The 18,887-nt window shown below is 64.4% G+C and carries 15 protein-coding genes; 6 read left to right on the top strand and 9 right to left on the bottom strand.

What is annotated here, in order from left to right:
* The first annotated feature begins 30 nt into the window (after nucleotides 1-30).
* The 4 genes from QQL79_RS16550 to QQL79_RS16535 all read left to right on the top strand — a co-directional run bounded on the left by QQL79_RS16550 (nucleotide 31) and on the right by QQL79_RS16535 (nucleotide 4,108).
* Nucleotides 31-1,203 carry an MFS transporter gene (locus tag QQL79_RS16550; protein WP_284392664.1) on the top strand — a complete coding sequence of 391 codons (1,173 nt, stop codon included), beginning with the start codon at nucleotides 31-33 and terminating at the stop codon, nucleotides 1,201-1,203.
* The gene (locus QQL79_RS16545; protein WP_284392663.1) at nucleotides 1,200-2,393 is read left to right on the top strand and encodes an MFS transporter; all 1,194 of its coding nucleotides are present in this window, start codon (nucleotides 1,200-1,202) and stop codon (nucleotides 2,391-2,393) included. Before QQL79_RS16550 ends, QQL79_RS16545 begins: the two co-directional genes overlap by 4 nt.
* Before the next feature lie 100 nt (nucleotides 2,394-2,493).
* Nucleotides 2,494-3,654 carry an MFS transporter gene (locus tag QQL79_RS16540; RefSeq protein ID WP_284392662.1) on the top strand — a complete coding sequence of 387 codons (1,161 nt, stop codon included), beginning with the start codon at nucleotides 2,494-2,496 and terminating at the stop codon, nucleotides 3,652-3,654.
* Nucleotides 3,647-4,108, top strand: coding sequence for an MmcB family DNA repair protein (locus QQL79_RS16535; RefSeq protein ID WP_284392661.1), 462 nt, complete (start codon nucleotides 3,647-3,649; stop codon nucleotides 4,106-4,108). The genes QQL79_RS16540 and QQL79_RS16535 overlap by 8 nt, the downstream gene beginning before the upstream one ends.
* A gap of 5 nt (nucleotides 4,109-4,113) precedes the next feature.
* On the opposite strand, the gene QQL79_RS16530 is transcribed toward QQL79_RS16535, so the two are convergent.
* The 7 genes from QQL79_RS16530 to QQL79_RS16500 form a co-directional block, all read right to left on the bottom strand.
* Nucleotides 4,114-6,582 carry a hypothetical protein gene (locus QQL79_RS16530; protein ID WP_284392660.1) on the bottom strand — a complete coding sequence of 823 codons (2,469 nt, stop codon included), beginning with the start codon at nucleotides 6,580-6,582 and terminating at the stop codon, nucleotides 4,114-4,116.
* Nucleotides 6,579-7,838 (bottom strand): HAD family hydrolase, encoded by a 1,260-nt coding sequence (locus QQL79_RS16525; protein WP_284392659.1) that lies wholly within the window; start codon nucleotides 7,836-7,838, stop codon nucleotides 6,579-6,581. Before QQL79_RS16525 ends, QQL79_RS16530 begins: the two co-directional genes overlap by 4 nt.
* Nucleotides 7,835-8,890, bottom strand: a complete 1,056-nt coding sequence (locus QQL79_RS16520) for an ABC transporter ATP-binding protein (protein ID WP_284392658.1) — start codon at nucleotides 8,888-8,890, stop codon at nucleotides 7,835-7,837. The genes QQL79_RS16525 and QQL79_RS16520 overlap by 4 nt, the downstream gene beginning before the upstream one ends.
* Nucleotides 8,883-9,926, bottom strand: a complete 1,044-nt coding sequence (locus QQL79_RS16515; RefSeq protein ID WP_284392657.1) for an ABC transporter ATP-binding protein — start codon at nucleotides 9,924-9,926, stop codon at nucleotides 8,883-8,885. Before QQL79_RS16515 ends, QQL79_RS16520 begins: the two co-directional genes overlap by 8 nt.
* A gap of 4 nt (nucleotides 9,927-9,930) precedes the next feature.
* A complete protein-coding gene (locus tag QQL79_RS16510; protein WP_284392656.1) occupies nucleotides 9,931-11,058 on the bottom strand; it encodes an ABC transporter permease in 1,128 nt (375 codons plus the stop codon).
* An 11-nt stretch (nucleotides 11,059-11,069) separates the two neighbouring features.
* A complete protein-coding gene (locus tag QQL79_RS16505) occupies nucleotides 11,070-12,056 on the bottom strand; it encodes an ABC transporter permease (protein WP_284392655.1) in 987 nt (328 codons plus the stop codon).
* A 102-nt stretch (nucleotides 12,057-12,158) separates the two neighbouring features.
* Nucleotides 12,159-14,066, bottom strand: a complete 1,908-nt coding sequence (locus tag QQL79_RS16500; RefSeq protein WP_284392654.1) for an ABC transporter substrate-binding protein — start codon at nucleotides 14,064-14,066, stop codon at nucleotides 12,159-12,161.
* Nucleotides 14,067-14,340: 274 nt separating this feature from the next.
* On the opposite strand from QQL79_RS16500, the gene QQL79_RS16495 reads away from it, so the two are divergent.
* Nucleotides 14,341-15,564, top strand: coding sequence for an ROK family transcriptional regulator (locus tag QQL79_RS16495; RefSeq protein ID WP_284392653.1), 1,224 nt, complete (start codon nucleotides 14,341-14,343; stop codon nucleotides 15,562-15,564).
* A 401-nt stretch (nucleotides 15,565-15,965) separates the two neighbouring features.
* On the opposite strand, the gene QQL79_RS16490 is transcribed toward QQL79_RS16495, so the two are convergent.
* Both QQL79_RS16490 and QQL79_RS16485 read right to left on the bottom strand, forming a co-directional pair.
* Entirely contained in the window at nucleotides 15,966-17,015 is a 1,050-nt protein-coding gene (locus QQL79_RS16490; protein ID WP_370461229.1) for a LacI family DNA-binding transcriptional regulator, read from the bottom strand.
* Entirely contained in the window at nucleotides 17,012-17,800 is a 789-nt protein-coding gene (locus tag QQL79_RS16485) for an NAD-dependent epimerase/dehydratase family protein (protein WP_284392651.1), read from the bottom strand. The genes QQL79_RS16490 and QQL79_RS16485 overlap by 4 nt, the downstream gene beginning before the upstream one ends.
* 144 nt (nucleotides 17,801-17,944) lie before the next feature.
* On the opposite strand from QQL79_RS16485, the gene QQL79_RS16480 reads away from it, so the two are divergent.
* Nucleotides 17,945-18,844, top strand: coding sequence for an SMP-30/gluconolactonase/LRE family protein (locus QQL79_RS16480; protein WP_284392650.1), 900 nt, complete (start codon nucleotides 17,945-17,947; stop codon nucleotides 18,842-18,844).
* Nucleotides 18,845-18,887: the final 43 nt, after the last annotated feature.

Below are 18,887 nucleotides of genomic sequence, written 5' to 3'. Positions count from 1 at the left end.
GCTCGCTTCTGTTTGCGAGTAGCTTTTATTATGAGATTCGGCATTGAGCTGCCGCCCCAGATCAAGGTCTATGGGGCATTCTTCGTTTATTCATTTTGCATGGGGAGCCTTTATCCCCGTATCCCGGCCATTCAACAGACCATGGGTGTGGGCGAAGGGGCGCTGGGCCTGGCGCTGATCGGCGCGGCCCTGGGCACGCTGATCTCGCTGACCTTTGCCGGCCCCATTATCGAGCGCATCGGCTATCGCCGCACGCTGCTGACGGCGCTGCCCGTGCTGTCGGTGCTCTATGCCATCGCGGTCTGGGCGCCCACGCCCTTGACCTTTTTCCTGCTGCTGATGCCCGTGGGCGTGACCATTGGCTGTATCGAAATCATCATCAATCTGGAAGCCGACCGGGTCGAGCACGCCATTGGGCGGCGCATCATGAACCGCTCGCACGCCTTCTGGAGCTTCGGTTTTTTCAGCGCCGGCATGGTCGGCTCATTCGTCGCCCAGGCCGGCATTTCCGCCCAGGTGCATCTGGCCATCATGATCCCCATCGTGACACTGGCCACGCTGGTCATTCTGGGCCGGTTCGAGCCGGCCGAGCATCGCAGCGGCGGCAATACCGACCAAGCGCCGCGCTTCGCTCGCCCGACCCTGGCCATTATCGTGCTAGTGACGGTGTGCCTCTCGGCCATGATCATGGAGGGCGCCGGCATCGACTGGTCGGCCATCTATATGCGGGACGTGTTCGGCGCGGCGCCCTTCTGGGCCGGCTTTGCCGTGGCCCTGGGCGCCGGGGCGCAGGCGGTCACCCGGTTTTTCGCCGATAGTTTCGTCGAACGCTGGAGCCCGGTCATCGTCGCCCGGGGCCTGCTGACCATTCTGGGCATCGGCACCCTGCTGGTCTTTTTCACCCAGGCGCAGTGGATGGCCTATCTGGGCCTGGCGCTGATCGGGGTGGGCACCAGCGCGCTGTTCCCGCTGGCTATGTCGGCCGCAGCGCAACGCACCGACCGGCCGGCCGCCGTCAATGTGGCGGCACTGGCGCAGATTTCCTTCGTCTCGTTCCTGTTGGGGCCGCCGCTGCTGGGCTATGTGGCCGAACATTTCGGCATCCGCTGGGCCTTCGGCATCGGGCTGCCGCTTGTCGTGCTGAGTCTGGTCGCCGCCGGCGCCCTTGCCCCCAAAGCTTTCAGATCGACCGTGACCCCATGAATATTGCACCGCAATACCGCATCTATGCGGGCTTTTTCCTCTTCGCCGTGACCACCGGGGCGCTGATGGCGCGCCTGCCCGATATCCAGACCCATCTGGGGGTTTCGGAAAGCCAATTGGGCCTCACCATGATCGGCATGTCGATCGGCTCGCTGATCTCGCTGACCTTTGCCGCCCCGCTGATCGAAAAGCTGGGACCGCGCATCACCGCGCTGGTGACGGTATTGGGGCCCTCGCTGCTGTTCGCGCTGATCCCCTGGTTGCCGGTGGCGCCCGCCGTATTTTTCGTACTGTTCCTGACGGGCCTCTTGTCCGGCGCGCTCGAAATCAACCTCAATGTCGAGATTGACCGGCTGGAAATGGCCTCGGGCAAGCGCTTCATGAACCGGGCGCATGGGTTTTGGAGCATGGGCTTTTTCATCACCGCCCTGTTCGGCGCCATGATCCGGCAATCGGGTCTCAGCGCGCAGCTGCATATGGGCCTGGTGGCGGTGCTGGTCGTGGTCGTCGGCGGGTATATGTTCACCGGCCTCGTGGCCGCGCCAAAGCCGGCCGGGCGGGCGCATGAAACGGGCGAACACCGCATCGCCTTCCCCAATTGGGGCCTGGTGCCGCTCTGCATCATCGGCTTTGCCGCCTTCCTCGTCGAAGGCGCTGGTATCGATTGGTCGGCCATCTATATGCGCGATGTCTTCTCGGCCGAGCCCTTTATCGGCGGCATGGGGCTGACGCTCTTTGCCTTCTTCATGGCGGCCATGCGGCTCACTGCCGACCCGGTCGTGTCCCGCTATGGTCCGCGCAGGGTGGCCATGGTGCTGCTGGTGCTGGCCGCGCTGGGGGTGCTGATGGTGGGCATGGCGCCCGCCACCTGGGTGGCGCTGGCCGGTTTTTCGCTGATGGGCATTGGCTGTTCGGCCGTCTACCCGCTGGCGGTATCGGCGGCGGCACAGCGCACCGACCGGCCTGCCGCGGTCAATGTCGCCGCGCTCGGCCAGGTGAGCTTTGTCGTCTTCTTCCTCGCGCCGCCGCTGCTGGGTTTCGTTGCCGAATATCTGGGCATCCGCAACTCTTACCTGATCTGCCTGCCGCTGCTGCTGGCCGGGCTCTGGGCGGCCAGCTTCGCGCTCGGGAACCGCAAGGTGGACGAGCCACACGGCCTGCCGCCCGAGCCGGTGCCGCCGCATGGCTGAGCCCAACCAAATCATGTGCTGACACATTCTGACGCTATGTGGTGAGAATGTGCCGGCATGGAGCCCGCCGGGCTGCCGAAAGATCAGCAGGAAAACGCATATGCGTCCGCATTACCGGATTTTCGGGGTGTTCTTCATCTTCGCGCTCTCGATGGGCGCGCTGCTGTCGCGCCTGCCCGACCTGCAGCGGCAATTCGACCTCACCGAGGGCCAGCTCGGGCTGACACTGATTGCCATGTCCTGTGGCGCGCTGGTCGGCCTCACCTTTTCGGGCCCGCTGATTGCGCGCTATCCGGCACGCACCGGCATTTTCGTGACCATATTCGCGGCGTCGTCGCTTTATGCGCTGGTGCCATTCATGCCATCGGTGCTTTTCGTCGTGCCGCTGCTCTTCCTGGCCGGCATCTGCGCCGGCGCGGTCGAGATCATCGTCAATCTCGAGGCGGACCGGCTCGAAGCGCAGCTCGGATACGGCATCATGAGCCGCACCCATGGCATGTGGAGCCTCGGCTTTTTCGTCACCGCGCTGATCAGCGCGGGTCTTCGGCAAGCCAATGTCCCGGTGCAGATTCACCTGGTTGTCGCGCTGGTCGTGGTGATGCTTGCCGGGTTTTTCGTGTTCCGGGGCATCGAGAATGCGCCGCTGCGGCCTGATTCCCATGTCGGGGAGACCCCGCGCATCGCTTTTCCCACGATCGGTCTCGCCGCCCTCTGCATCATTGGCGCGGCGCCATTGCTGGCTGAAGGGGCCGGCATCGACTGGTCGGCGATCTATATGCGAGACGTGTTCAATGTCGAGCCGTTTATCGGCGGCCTCAGCGTCACAATCTTCTCACTGTTCATGGCGATTGCGCGCTTGACGATGGATGGCGTCGTCGACCGGCTGTCGCCGCGGACCGTGGCGGCAACCTTGCTGCTGATTGCCATTACCGGATTGGTGCTGGTCGCCACGGCACCGCACGAATATGTGGCGCTGTTCGGCTTTGCGCTCACCGGCATCGGCTGCAGCGCCGTCTATCCGCTCGCCGTGTCGGCGGCGGCGCAACGCACCGACCGGCCTGCCTCGGTCAACGTGGCGTCGCTGGGGCAAATGACCTTCGTCGTGTTCTTCCTCGCGCCACCCCTGCTGGGCCTGGTTGCCGAAGAGTTCGGCATCCGCATGTCCTATTGGGTCGTGGTGCCGCTGCTCATCGCGGCGCTGCTGGTCATCCGGGCGCTGCCATCGAGGCCAAAGCTGGTCGGAGCCGGCGCACATGGCTGAGCTGGGCCCAATCGTCGACCTGCGCCAATCGGCAACGGCCCTGCGCGTGCAGCGCGGGGTCATGCGCCTTTTGCGCGAAACCTACGACATGGCCTGCTATGCCGAGGTGACCTTGCGCAGTGGCAGGCGCGCCGATGTGCTGGGGGTGGGGCCAAAGGGGGAAATCTGGATCGTCGAGATCAAGTCGAGCCTCATCGATTTCCAGGTCGACAGGAAATGGCACGAATATAGAGAATTTTCCGACCGGTTCTTCTTCGCCAAGCCGCCCGAGCTGGATGCGGGGATTTTTCCCGAAAGCGAGGGATTGATCGTGGCCGATGGCCATGACGGGGCGATTTTGCGGGACAGTCCCGATACGCCCATGGCCCCGGCCCGCCGCAAGGCGCTGATGCTGAAACTGGCGCGATTGGGCGCGGACCGGGTGCATGTGCTGATGGATCCGGGGCCCAAATAGGGGTCTTACCCCGCCATCGTCTCGCTCAACCGGCGTCGCTGGATCAGCGGTTCGATGCTCATATTGGGATGCGCCACGGCTTTGCCGTTGACCGATAGGCCGTTGCTCCAGTCCAGCCCAATGGGGCCGCTGGGCAGACCTGTCAGGGTCAAGTGGCGGCCATCGAGTGTCAGGTCCAGCGCGGCGATTTTGCGGGCAAAGGCGTCGATGTCATCGCCTTCGGCGACCAATGCCATCCAGCCCGTCACCTTGCCATAACAGCGGTATTCGCGGCCGGTGCTGGGGCCTTTGGTGACCGGCACGAGCGGGGCGGTGGCTTTGTAGGCCAAGAGGCCATTGCCCGAGCGCAGGATCAGGGCGCCGTCTATGAGACGTGCTTCGATTCCGGCCTGGGAAACATAGGCATGGGTAAAGTCGAGGCGCGGATTGGCGCCCAGATCGTAGAGCAGGAGGGCGACGTTTTCGTGCTGGGCGGCACGGGGCAGCACGCCATTGCCGGCCCAATAGGAGGGGCGCTGGCTGCCCCAGGGGTCGTCCTCGCCGGGATGGTTGATCCAGCTCCGGGCCAGGGGGTGGGCGGAGAACAGCACATCGACGACATGCTGCTGATGGCCATAGCCGCCGGGCTTGGCGCCGGCATTGCTGGAGAGCTGCACCGCCGGGGTCTTGAAGAGGCTGAGATGGGCGGCGTGGGCATAGCCCTGGGTATATTGGGCTGTGATCGCGGTATCCGGCGCAGGCCAGGCAAGCTCGGCCAGTTCGGGCGGCGGCAGATAGAGGCCGGCAGCGAACAGGGGGAGCGAGGCAACGCCATTATTGAGCCAGCCCTTGCCGAAGGCGACACTGGCAAAGGGGGCAAGCTCGGTGAGGGGGCCGGCGCGCAATTCCTTGTCATAGGCGCGGCCCATGCTGCCGGCGGGAACCCCGCCAAGGCTGTGCAGCGCCATCATGGTGAAGATGCGGTCGGTGACGCGGCGAGCCCGAGCGGCGATATCGGCGGGAGCGAATTCGACAAGGGCCAAAAGACCGATGAAATCGACGGGGTAATAGGCCGACGAATTCCATTCGGCGAGGCCTTCGGCCTCGACGGCATCGAACCACAAATGCAGCCGTTCGGCGGCGAGCCTGACCTGTTCGGCGCCCTTGCGGCCCGAGGCGGTGAAATCGCCATCCGGGAATAGCTGGCCGGCCATCAATTGGGAGACATGAAAGCACAGGGCATGGTTCTCGCTCCAGAACCACATCACGTCATTGCCCGGCTCATCCACCCAATAGCGGAAGGTCAGCAGCGCCGTTTCGGTGCGGGCGCGCAGGTCGGGCGGGAATTGCGCGGCATATTTCGCATAGGCCCAGAGCAGGGGCACGCTGACGAAATCGGCGCAGTCCCAACGCTCCTCGATAATGGTCAGCGTGGTCTCGATAATCTCGCGAAAGCGCTGGTCTGGCTCGATGCCGGAGGCCAGCATGGCGAGCGCGGTGCCCATGCGCATTTCGCCGTCGCGGGCCGCGTGCAGCAGGGCTTCGCGCTTGCGCTCGGCAATGTCGGCGTGCCGCTTTTGCGGCTCGGTGGCATGGAGCACGGCACAGGCGATCTGGCGGGTGACGCTTGTATCGTCGACGACGAAGGTGAGGTCGATGATGTGGTAGCCCTCGGGCAGTTCATCGCCCCGGCAGAGCGTGACCTGGGTCTCGCCGGCCTCGAGGATGACCGTGCGGTCGAGCATTATGTGCTTGGCGTGGGAGGTGGAGCCCACCTTGGCCTCGATGGTGACGGCAAGGCTTGCCGTTGTGTCGAATTGCAGCACCAAAGCATCGCCGGGACCGGTAAATTCGCCGGCAGGGCGGACTTCCGCAGCCAGCGCCTTGAGGCTATCGAGATGGGCGTCGGCCGGGGCGCCGGGCAGGAAGATGGCGAGCGGCACGTCGTCGAGCAGGGTCAGCTCGAAAAACCAGTTGGTGTCGCGCTCGGCCATGTCCTCGGTCAAAACGACAATGTCGCTGCCCGCGGCCTTGATGGGCAGGTGGACGACGCTCTGCTCGGTGGAATTGCGGGTGAAGGGTTCGAAACGACCGGCCAGTTCGCCATCGACCCAGATGTGGACGCCGCCGCGCGTGGAGAGGCGGAACGAGCAATAGCGGTCGACCGGAGCGCTGATTGTGGTGCGGCACCAACGGCTTAGCCGTGTGGGCGTGGAGCGGAACTGGCTGAATTCGACGCGGCGGTTGGCGCCGGGGAGGTAGAGGCTTTCCACCGGCCAGCTGGTGTCGAGCGCGAGCGTGCGGGTGGCGACGTCGCGCCAGGTGGCGACGCGGCAGGGCAGGTCGCCGACATCGACGAAGCCATTGATATATTTATAGTTCTGCCGATCTTCGGCCGGCGCCGGAACGCCGGGAAAGGGCGTGGCCATGACAGGCGAAAGGGCCCATGCGGCCAGGCTATCGCCGCGCGAAAGGGTGAGCAGAGGTGTCGTCATGGGACCTGATTGGTTAGCAGACTGTTAACATTAGGCACAGCCATTCGATAGCAAAGCAGCGCTTCGAGGCGATCGAGCAGGCCGACGAATTCGGCGGGCGAGCCGATCCGGTAATCGGGCGTTTCGGAGGCATCGGCCGGCACGTGACTGCGCAGGGTCGACCAGGCCATGAAGACCGAGGTGATGCCGAGCGCATTGGCGCCATTGATGTCGCGCGACAGATTATTGCCGATCATAACGGTGCGCCAGGCGTCGGCGCGGGTGAGGCCGGCGGCCTTGAGGGCAGCATCGAACATGCGGGCATCCGGCTTGTGGCAGCCGATATCCTCGGAAATGATATGGGCGTCGAAATGATCCCAAAGGCCATGATGGGTCAGCATGTTGACGAAGGTCTGGCGGGGGCCGTCGGCAACCAGGATCAGCTTGTGGCCGGCGGCCCGGAGATCGTCCATCATCTGCCTGGCGCCTGGGATGAGATCGGCGCGGATGACGACTTCGCTACCGGGGAGCTTTTCTTCGCTGCGCTCGTCGATCAGGGTGTCGCCGCAATCGAGAAAGATGGCGCCGAAATGCGGCACGCTGCCCGGCAGGGCCGCCATGAGCTGGGAGACGCGGCGGGGAATGAAGGCGGCGAGATCGGGCCAGGCCATCAATTGCGGTTCGATGTCGGCCGGTTCATAGCGATGGCTGGGCACGAAGGCGTCGGCCGCCATTTTGCGGCGGGCGAGGCGATGATCCAGGGGGCTTGCCCGATAGGCGCCGGCCCCGGCGAAGGGATTGCCCAGATGCACGCCCTCATGACCGGCCAGTGGGCCACAGAGCACGGCGAGCCGTTCCCGCGCCGCCGGTTGCATCTGGCGCGGATGGGCCCAATGGGCATGCTTGCCGGCCTCGGGGTAGAGGACCGGGCGGCCCTCGCGCAGTTCAGGCAGGCCATTGCCGCTGTCCATTGTCTCGCGCCGTCCATGGGTGGAGGCCTCGACGGCAATGACGGCGCCTTTGGCGTCCAGATGCACCCAGACATGTTCGAGATCGTAGAGATGGCCGATATCCCAATCATAGAATACGGCATATTCGATCGTGACCTGACCGGCTGGTTCCAGGGCGAATTTGGAGGATGGCGACTGCCCCGGCCCGGTAAAGACCGAATAGCCGAGGGCCACCGGCAGATAGGGCTCGGCGGTATCGAGCAGGAGGAGGGGCAGATGCCGTTTGGCCAGCGCCTGCGCCTGAAGGGAGCGGTCCTGCGCCGTCACGCCACCGCTCCGGTCAGGCTCAATTCATCGGCAAAGTGGCAGCGCACCTGGCGGCCCGATGGCAGGGCGCGCAGGGCCGGTTGTTCGGTTGCGCAGCGTTCCTGTGCATAGGGGCAGCGGGGGTGGAACAGGCAACCCGAAGGCGGATTGGCGGCATTGGCGATTTCGCCCTTGAGCGGCACGCGCTTGCGGGTGCGGTTGCCGCGCGGATCGGGCTGCGGCACGGCGGCCATCAGCGCTTCGGTATAGGGATGGAGCGGCTTGCTGAACAGATCATGGGTGGGCGCGACCTCCATCAACCGGCCCAGATACATGACCCCGATGCGGTCGGCGATATGCTCGACCATGCCCAGATCATGGGTGATGAAGAGGTAGGTGAGGCCGAATTGTTCCTGCAAATCCTGCAGCAGATTGATGTTCTGCGCGGCCACTGACACGTCGAGCGCCGAGACGGCTTCGTCGGCGGCGATGAAGCTGGGATTAAGCGCCAGGGCCCGGGCAATGCCGATGCGCTGGCGCTGGCCGCCGGAAAAGGCATGCGGATAGCGGGTGAGGAATTCGGGGCGCAGGCCGACAACGCTGAGCAATTCGGCCACCCGGTCGCGGATTTCGGCCTGGGTGCCCGCGCCATGGATGACCATGGGTTCACCCACCAATTCGAGCAGGGTCATGCGCGGATTGAGCGAGGAATAGGGGTCCTGGAAGATCATCTGCATTTCCTGGCGCATCTCACGCATGCCCCGCTCGGACAGGCCCGAAATGTCGACCACTTCGCCAGAAGCGCGGCGGAACAGGATCTGCCCATCGGTGAGACTATAGGCGCGCAGCATCAGGCGGGCGACGGTGGATTTGCCCGAGCCGCTTTCTCCGACCAGGCCAAAAGTTTCGCCCTTTTTGATATCGAGGGAGACATCGTCAATGGCCTTGATGTCCCCGACATGGCGTTTGCGCCAGCCGGCCTGGATGGGGAAATATTTCTTGAGCCCGCGGACGGAGATCAAGGTGTCATCGGGCAGAGCCAGTTCTGGATCAGACATGCCAGTATTAGACATGGGCTGGCTCCTGCTGTTCGGTTTGGGCGAATTGCTCGGCAATGTGGCAGCGCGACATCTGGCTGCCAAAGCGCAATTCGGGCGGCACTTTGGTGTCGCAGAGACCGGGCACGGCATGGATGCAGCGCGGATTGAAGGCGCAGCCATTGGGTACGCTGAAGGGGTCGGGCACCATGCCGGGAATGGTGGGCAGGCGCCGGCCTTGATCGACGCCGAGGCGCGGAATGGAGCGGAGCAGCGCCTGGGTATAGGGATGCTTGGGGGCGTAGAAAATGTCGTCGACATCGGCGGTTTCGACAATGCGGCCCAGATACATGACCGAGACGCGGTCGGCGATGTCAGCGACGACGCCGAAATTGTGGGTGATGAAGACGATGGCCATGCCCAGCTCGGATTTGAGCTCCTTGAGCAATTCGATGATCTGGGCCTCGGTGGTGACGTCGAGCGCGGTGGTGGGCTCGTCGGCAATGAGCAGGCTCGGATCGCAGGAAATGGCCAGCGCAATCATGGCGCGCTGGCGCATGCCGCCCGAGAGCTGGTGGGGATAGGCATCGACCAATTGGGCCGGGCGGGGCATCTGCACTTTGGCCAGAAGCTCGATGGCGCGGGCGCGGGCATCGGCCTTGCTCAGGCCCTTGTGCAATTGCACGGTGCGCATGATCTGGGTGCCGATGGTGTGGACCGGCGACAGCGCCGTCATCGGCTCCTGGAAGATCATGCCGATATGATTGCCGCGCACCTTGCGCACGGCGCGGCTATTGCGATCGAGCGCGGAGAGTTCGAATTCTTCGCCGGTGCGGGGGCGCAGGCGAATGCTGCCGCCGGTCTCTTTGGCGTTCTTGGGCAGCAGCCGCATGATGGCGCGGGCAGTGATGGATTTGCCTGAGCCGCTTTCCCCGACAATCCCCAGCACTTCGCCTTTGTTGACATGGTAGGAAACGCCATTGACGGCCTTGACCAGGCCCTCGCGCATGGGGAATTGGACCTGCACATTGTCCAGTTCGAGCAGCCGGTTTTCAGCCATGGTGTGGGTCATGATATCATTGCCCATAAGGATCGGCCGCGTCGCGCAGGCCATCGCCGAGGAAATTGAAGGCCAGGACGGTGAGCACCACCGCCAGGCCCGGCGAAAGCAGCCAGGGCGCCATCGAGATCGAACGCAGGTTCTGGGCATCCTGCAACAGCACGCCCCAGCTGACGACGGGGGGCCGTAGCCCCAGGCCCAGGAAGCTGAGCGCGGTTTCGCCCAGGATCATTTCGGGCACGGCCAGGGTCAGTGCCGCGATGATGTAAGAGGTCATCGAGGGCAGCATATGCTTGGTGATGATGCGGTATTCCGAGGCCCCGGCCAGCCGGGCGGCCATCACGAAATCCTCGTTGCGGATGGCCATGAATTGCCCGCGCACCACGCGCGCCAGATGGGTCCAGCCGATCAGGGCGAGGATCAATGTGATCAGCACATAGACAAAGATGGGGTCCCAGGCGATGGGCAGGGCAGCGGCGAGGCCCATCCAGAGCGGGATGGTGGGAATGGAGCGGATGAACTCCATCAGGCGCTGGATTGAGCTATCGATCCAGCCGCCGAAATAGCCCGAGATCGAGCCCAGGGTGAGGCCCAGCACGAAGGCGAAGATCACGCCCACGAGACCCGCCGAGAGGGTGACGCGGCCGCCATGCATGAGGCGGGAGAAGACGTCGCGGCCCAGATCGTCGGTGCCGAGCAGGTTGATCTGCTGACGCCGGTCATCGACGCCGAACAGGTGGATGTTGGATTTGAAGAGGCCGAAGAAATTGTAGTCGTCGCCCTGGTAGAAGAGCTGGATGGGCAGCGGGGTTGCGGTGTCGGTTTCGTAGATGACGCGCGCCGTTTCGAGATCGCGTTCGCGCTCCAGCCCATAGACGAAGGGGCCGACGAACTGGCCCTCATGGAAGAGATGAATGCCGGTGGGCGGGGCCAGGGTCCTGAGGCGCTGCACCTTGAACGGATCATAGGGGGCAACCTGATCGGCAAAGATCGCCGTCAGCGCCAGCAGCACCAGGAACCACAGCGAGATGACGGCCAGCAAATGCTTGGAAAAGCGGCGCCAGATCAATTGCCAGGGCTTGGCGGTATAGAGGTCTTCCTTGTGGTCGCGGACCTTGGGGGTTTCGAGGGCGGTATCGGTCACGGGAGCACTCCTCACGCGTAGCGGATGCGCGGGTCGAACCACGCCAGCAGGATATCGGAGACCAGCGTGCCGATCACGGTAAAGACGCTGAGGATGAGGATGAAGCTGCCCGCCAGATACATGTCCTGCATCTTGAGCGCCTGCAGCAACAACGGCCCGGTGGTGGGCAGGTTGAGCACCACGGCGGTGATCACGTCGCCCGAAAACAGGGCGGGCAGCGACCAGCCGACGGTGGAAATGAAGGGATTGAGCGCGACGCGCACCGGGTAGTTCCACACCACCTGGCGTTCGGAAAGGCCCTGGGCATAGGCGGTCTCGACATAGGGCTTGCCCAATTCATCGAGCATATTGGCGCGCATGACGCGGATCAGCCCGGCCGCGCCGCCGGTTGCCAGCACCACCAGCGGAATCCACAGATGCGACAGCAGGTTGACGAGTTTGTCCCAGCTCCAGGGGGCGTTCTGATATTGCGGGGAGAACAGCCCGCCCACATCGATCTGCAGATAGATAAAGCCGATCCACATCAGGATCAGCGCCAATAGGAAATCGGGCACGCCTTTGCCGAGGAACCCGAACACGGTGAAGAGGTGGTCGAGAATGGAATATTGGCGCGTGGCGGAATAGACGCCGACGGGAATGGCAATGATCCAGGTAAAGACCAGGCTCAGCGAGGAAATGGCCAGGGTCAGCGCCAGCCGGTCCCAGATCAGACTGCCCACCGGGGCGTTCCATTCCAGGGAATGGCCGAAATCGCCGCGGAACACGATGTTGGAAATCCAGCGCCAATATTGCACCAGAATGGGATCGTTGAGCCCCATATTCTGCCGCATGATCGCTTCCTGCGCGGCCGAAACATAGTCGCCCTGCTGGCGGAGCTGGGCGGCATAGGAGGTGACGTAGTCGCCCGGCGGCAGCTGGATGATCACGAAGGAAATGAACGAGATAAAGATCAGCGTCGGTATCGCCAGAAGCGCTCGACGCCCGATAAAGGCAACCATGCTGCTATGTCTCCCCTATTCGCCCCCGCGGGCCGGCTTGGAGTCCAGATCGCGGGGGCGAGGCGATACGCGGGGCAACGGCTCCGCGCACCTGCTTGTCTGTCAGTTCTGCTCGAGCCAGAACTGCTGGGTGCGGGCCAGGCCCACGCCGCGGAAGATGTCGTCCTGCACCAGATCGGGCTGCACATTGTGCATGGCGTTGGAGACGATATTGACCACCGGGCCCTCGCCATAGACGCCGATCACCCAGCCCTGTTCGCCAAAGATGCGGGCCATTTCGTTGACCGAGACGTCGGCTTCCTCAACCGAAGCCGATTGCGAGGCCTTGTCCCAGAGCGCCCAGATCTCGCGGATCGGATCGTCGGCGGGCGGTTCGATCCCTTCGGCGCCGTCGGTGCTGTACCACTTGAAATATTCGTTGCCGAAGCTGTCCCAACCCATCAGGCGCCGCGGATCGGCCGGAACATAGGTCATGCGGTCGAACGGAATCCAATGCATCTGGAAGTCGTTATTGGCCCGGTTATTGTCCCATTGCGTGCGGTCGATGACGCGGGGCAGCATTTCGATGCCGACCTCGGCATAATTCTCGGTCAGCAGTTCCAGCGTCTTGGCATGGGCCGCGTCGCTGGTTTCCACGACGAGGCTGAAGCGCTTGCCATCGGGACGGAGGCGGAAGCCCGCATCGTCGCGCTTGTCCAGGCCCGCTTCATCGAGCAGCTGATTGGCCAGGTCCGGGTCGTATTCGGTCCAGTGGCTGGCGAGCTCTTCATTGTAATATTGCGAGCCGGAAACCGGCGCCGCCTGGACGGGCTGGGCGAGACCGGACTGGGTCAATTCGATGATCAGCTCGCGGTCGACCGCCACCGAAAAGGCCTCGCGCACCTTGGCATCGGCAAACAGGGCCGCCAGCGTCTCGTCCTTGACCGTCATATTGGGCACGAGCGACCAGATATTGGTGTCCTTCCAATTGACCGTGTGATAGCCGCCGCGCGCCTCGTTTTCCTTGTAGAAGGTGTAATTGGCCAGGCTCAGATGGCGGTCCTGCATGTCGAGCTGCCCCTGCGCCACCATCAGGTTGAGCGTTTCGGGATCCTGGAACAGGCGGTGCTCGATGCGGTCGATATAGGGGAGCTGATTGCCCTCCTGATCGACGGCGTAATAATAGGGATTGCGCACCATGACGACCGTATCGGCCGGCGGGGGTGTCTCGATCTTCCAGGCGGTGATGACGGGCAGGTCCGGATTGGACCACCAGGCGGTGGCAGCGCCCTTGGAGCCCCAGAGATCGGTCCAGGCCGCGACGTTGAACTTCTTGGCCGCGGCGGTCAGCTCGTCTTCGCTGGCGTAATTATTGTTGAACTGGCTGAGATAATGCTTGGGGAACAGGAAGCTGGGACGATCCAGGCTGGGTTCCCCGGTAGAATCCTTGGCCAGGATCTGCAGGAAATAGACATAGGGCTGGGCGAACTTCACCGTGAAGGTGCGCTCGTCCACCACTTCGAGTTCCAGCGGCACGCCGCCCGGCGCGAAGGTCGGCTCCAGCGTCGGCACGATCTTGCGGTTGAGGAAGATGTCATTGTACCAGAAGGCCACGTCTTCGGTGGTCACCGGTTGGCCATCGGACCATTTGAGGCCCTCGAGCAGGGTGAAGGTGAATTCGGTCGAGTTCTCGTTGACTGAGTAGCTCTCGATATAGCCCGGCGTCAGCACGGCACCGCCATTGGCGTCGGCGGTCCATTTGAGGACGCGCTCTTCCATCAGCTTGGTGGGGCCCCAGCGGTCGCCCGGGCCATTGAAGGCGCGGCGCCAGGTGCCGCCATATTGGCCCACCTCGATGGCCGTGACCACGGCGGGCTTGGTGGGCAGGCGCTCATCCACCGGCGGGAGCGAGCCGGCCTGAACCTGCTCGGCCAGCATCGGCGCTTCCTGAAAGGCCCAGGCCAGCCCGCTCAGCCCTGTCGTGCACAGGATGCCAGCCGCCAGAGCGGTAATCCATCTCTTGGAATTCATCGTCTCGTCCTCCCCAAACCTTGATTGGGTTCCCTGGCGGAGCGGATGCTCAGCCTGTTTTTTCGGTGGATTCAGACCTTAAGCAATAAAAATATTTGCATTAGATTGATCCTCCAATCTCCTGGGCAGCCAAGGCATGTGCGATTTGCTCGCTATTCTGGCCTATTAGGCTGCTACATTCGTATAATTGCGTCAGTCGTCGTATGAATCAACTAGAAAAAATTTGCACGCATGGCATTATGGCTGAGCAAACCGGATAAAGGGCGCATCTTGAATGGAAGATTGGCAGGCAAATCAAACGGCTAGGGGTCCCGCACCGGCCCTCTATGGTCTGGCCAAGACTTCGGGCACCATTCCAGCCGACCCGGCTCCGCCCCATCTGCGCCAATTGGCCGAAGTGCTGATCGAATCGGGCGCGCTGCAGCGTCCGGCACTGGCCCGGCGCATCGGGGTTTCCAAGCAGACCGTCTCCGAGCTGCTCTCGGTACTCGAGCAGCGCGGATTGGTGCGTGTGGCCGGCCCCCTCAATGGCCTGCCGGGACGCTCGAGCCTGAGCTATGCCCTGCGCCCCGAAGCAGCGCTCGCGCTGGGTTTCGATATTGGCGGCACCAAGATTGCCGCCGCCCTGATCGACCTGCGCGGCACGGTTCTGGCCGAAACCATCGAGCCGACCGCCCATGGCGATCTCGACCAATTGGTCGGCCAGCTGGCGGGGCTTGCAACGGCACTGACCGAGCGGGCCGGGGCACAGCGGCTGCATGTGCAGGCCTGTACGGTTGGCGTGCCGGCCGCGGTCAACCCGGCCACCGGCATTCTGAACCTGGCCGCCAACCTGCCGGGCCTGGTGGCGGTGGACCTGCATGCCAGGCTGACCGCGGCCCTGGGCTGCCCGGTCGCCATCGAAAACGACGTCAACCTGGCCCTCTTGGGCGAAGTGGCGGCCGGTTGCGGCAAGGGCAAGAGCGACATCGCCTTCGTGGCGCTGGGCACCGGTGTCGGCGCCGGCCTCATGGTCAATGGCCGGCTTTTGCGCGGCGCCACCGGCGGGGCCGGCGAAATCGCCTATCTCCCGCTGCCCGACCACGGCACGACCGAGCGTTCGCTGATCCAGGGGCATTTCGAAACCGTTGTCGGCGAGGCCGGCATTCGCGAAGCCTTCGTCCGCCGCGGCGGCGCGGCCGACCTGCCGGTACGGGCAATTTTCGATGCCGCGGCCGCGGGTGACGCGAGGGCGCTCGAAACCATCGACGAGCTGGCCGGCCATGTCGCGCTCGGCATCGTCTCGCTGATCGCGCTGATCGATCCCGAGCTGGTGGTGCTGGGCGGCAGCGTGGGCGCCCGGCCCGAGCTGATCGAGCGCGTGCGCCACCAATTGGCCACAAGGTTCGAGCGGCCGGTGCCGATCCTGGCCAGCAATACCGGCGCCCGGGCGGGCCTGGCCGGAGCGCTGGAAACCGCACGCCGGCATTTATTGGCGGATTTGTTTGGGGAGGAGTAACCCCGAGGGTCACTCTCGGCGTGGTGCGCGTGAGGAAAGGTCCTCGGGTCAAGCCCGAGGAAGGCGCAGACTGGAACACCGCGTCATTCCCGCGCAGGCGGGAATCCATTCTTTGGGCTTGCAAGGGCTTTTAAGAGTGGATTCCCGCCTGCGCGGGAATGACGTTGCGGGGTGGAGGGCCGGATGCCCATCCCGCACGATCGTCTCCCTCGGGCCTGACCCGAGGGTCTTTCCCAATCTGGCGGGAGCGACGAGTGGCCCTCGGGTCAGGCCCGAGGGAGGCGATTGTGGGTGGGGAGATTTGGGGCTGAGGTGCGCACCCATGGGTGCGGCATTCTCGGGGCACGACCTAATGGTGAGCCTGTCGAACCACGAAGTCGTGGCGGCCGCGCGCGGGACAGCTAAACCAGCCGCTTTACGCTGTTGCGGATGGTCAGCCGGCAGCCCAGTTCGAGCCGGTGAGCCGGGGGTTGCTGGGCGGCGTTGACGATGCGCTGTTCGAGCAGATGCAGGGCTGCGGTGCCCATATGCTCGAGGGGCACGCTGACCGTGGTGAGGCTGGGCGTGGTCAATTCCCCGATGGCGACGCCGTCGAAGCCCACGATGGACACATCGTCCGGCAGGCTCAGTCCGGCCTTGGTCAGGGCCGCCAGCGCGCCCAATGCCAGATTGTCGGCCGCGCAGAAAATGGCGGTGACCCCGCCCAGCCCGTCATGGCTGGCCAGCCAGTCCTTCATCGCCGCCTCGCCCTGATCGGGCAGATAGCCCTCGGCCAGATGCACATGGGCGGTGTCGAGCGACAGGCCATTGGCGCGGAAGGCGTCGAGAAAACCATCGCGGCGGCGGCGGATGGTCGAGCGGCCCTCCCAGCTGAGATGCAGGATCGAGCGGTGTCCCTCCTCGATCAGCCAATTGGTGGCGTAACGCGCGGCAAAGCGATTGCCGGGCGTGACGCTGTCGATCTGCATTTCATGGTCTTCGCCATTGATCAGCACGGCCGGGATTTCGGAGGCGGCGATATCGCTGAGCACATCGCGGCGATCTTCGCTGAGCAGCAGAATACCGTCCACCTCGGCCGCGCGGGCCTCGGCGACGATGCGTTCGCCGCTCAAATGCGGGCGGTCGATTTCAATGGGGATGACGCGGATGGCGCGCCGCTCGCATTCCCGCATCAGCGTGCTGAGCAGCGTCCAGGAAAAGAGGTTGAATTCATTATGCGGCAGCGTATCGCTGGGCACGGCCAGCAGGATCGAGCGCAGCACGGCGATGGCAGCCTTTTCCCGGCGCTTGGCGAGATAGCCCAATTGCCCGGCCGCTTCGAGCACCCGCGCCCGCACTTCCGGCGAGATCGGCGCGGTGCCGTTGAGCACATGCGATACTGTGGAAATGGCGACATCGGCCCGCAGCGCGATTTCCTTGAAGCCGACCTTTTTGTGCTGCACCGGCTTCATCCTGCCGCGCCGGGCGCGGGGCGCAGCGCCATGCCGCCGCCCAGCAGGCGATTGGCCGGGTCGTCGAAATCGACCGGCGCGCGCGGATCGGGAAAATCATGCTGGAGGGAGCTGCCCTGGGGCGCCCAGCCCAGGCTGTTTCCTGCCCGATTGACGAAGAAAGCGCCCGGATTGTCCGATATGCCGTACAGCACCTGGCAGCCCAATTGGTCGATCTCGATGGCCCGGTTCACCAGGCGCGCAAGATCTGCGGGGTCGCACCAATTGCGCGATTCCCGGACCGTTTTCGGATCATAGGCCGAGCAGATGCGGATCGACAGCGACTGGACGCCATGCTTGTCGAAATAGAAGCGCGCCAGGCTTTCGCCGAAAACCTTGGAGACCCCGTAAAGCGTATCGGGGCGGTAGGCGATGTCGACCGGCAGCGGCGCGGCCTCGGTGGGGTAAAAGCCCACGACATGATAGGACGAGGCATAGATGATGCGGTTGACGCCATGGCGCCGGGCGGCCTCGAACAGGGTGTGGCAGCCCATGATATTGGCGCGCAGGATGAGGTCCCAATCGCCCTCGTTGGACATGCCGCCGAGATGGACCACGGCGTCGATCTGCCGTCCCATCAAGCCATCCATGGCCGCCGCATCGGCGAGATCGGCAATCTCGATGGCGGCGCCGTCGGCGGCGGGGCGGATATCGGTGGCGATGATGGTGTGGCCCGCCGCGGCGAGCGCTGTGCGGAGCCGTGTTCCCAGATAGCCGGAGGCTCCGGTGAGCAGGATGCGGGACATGGAACCAGAGACCTTAATTCGCGCCGGCCGGCGCGCCGGAAGCTGCGAGAGCGGCACGATTGCCGCTTGCGCGGTGGAAAAGTTGGTAGGACTAATCCGGCGCCGAGGCAAGATAGCGCCGGCCAGGGAACAAGGAGCGTGCCATTGAGCGGAGAGGGGAACCAGGCGCTGGCCATATCGCCAGTGACTTTCCTGGTGGAGGAGCGCTTCGGCGTCGGGGAGAGCCCGGTTTGGGAGCAGGAGCATGGCCGGCTCTGGTGGTGTGACATCGAGGCGGGGGCGATCCATGCCCTGACGCTGGCCGATGGCAGCCGCCAGAGGCTGCAATTCGACGAACCGGTGGCCAGCCTTGGGCTTGCCGGCCCCGGACAGCTCGTCGTGGCCTTCCGCCGCACGGTCGAACTGGTGGACATGGCCGATGGCGCGCGCCGCCTGGTCGCGTCGGTCGAGCATGCCAAGCCGGCCATGCGCTTCAATGATGGCAAGGTCGGCCCCGATGGCGCTTTCTATGTCGGCAGCATGGACAATGGCGGCGTGGGAAGCCCGGCCGGATGTCTCTACCGGGTGACGGCGGCGGGCGCGGTCTCGACCCTGGTCACCGGCCTCGTCATTTCCAATGGCCTGGCCTGGAACGGGGCGGCGACGCGGCTCTACCACTCCGATTCGCGCGGCGAGATGTGGGTGGATGCCTGGGATTTTGACCGGACCAGCGGCGCCATCGCCAATCGCCGCCGCCTGCGCCACCAGGACGAAGCCAACGGCCGGGCCGATGGCGCCGCCTGCGATATCGAGGGCTATTACTGGTCCGCCGGCCCCAGCCGCAGCCGCATCAATCGCTTCGCGCCCGATGGCACGCTGACCGGCTGGGTCGACCTGCCGCTGGCCCACCCCACAATGCCCTGCTTCGGCGGCGCCGATATGCGCACGGTTTTCGTGACCAGCCTCAATTCGGGGGCAGCAGGGGAGGGCCGGGATGGCGTGGTGCAGTTTCGCGTGGCGGCACCGGGGGTGAAGGTGGGGCGGTTCGGGGTTCCGCAGGAGTAGCGCAAGAGTTCGGCAAATTACCCGGATCACTGCTGCCAAGCGC

The sequence above is a fragment of the Devosia yakushimensis genome (genome assembly GCF_030159855.1).
In the GTDB taxonomy this organism is placed as follows: domain Bacteria; phylum Pseudomonadota; class Alphaproteobacteria; order Rhizobiales; family Devosiaceae; genus Devosia; species Devosia yakushimensis.
The sequence above is the reverse complement of the archived record's forward strand: the minus strand, read 5'-3'. Positions and strand labels throughout refer to the sequence as shown.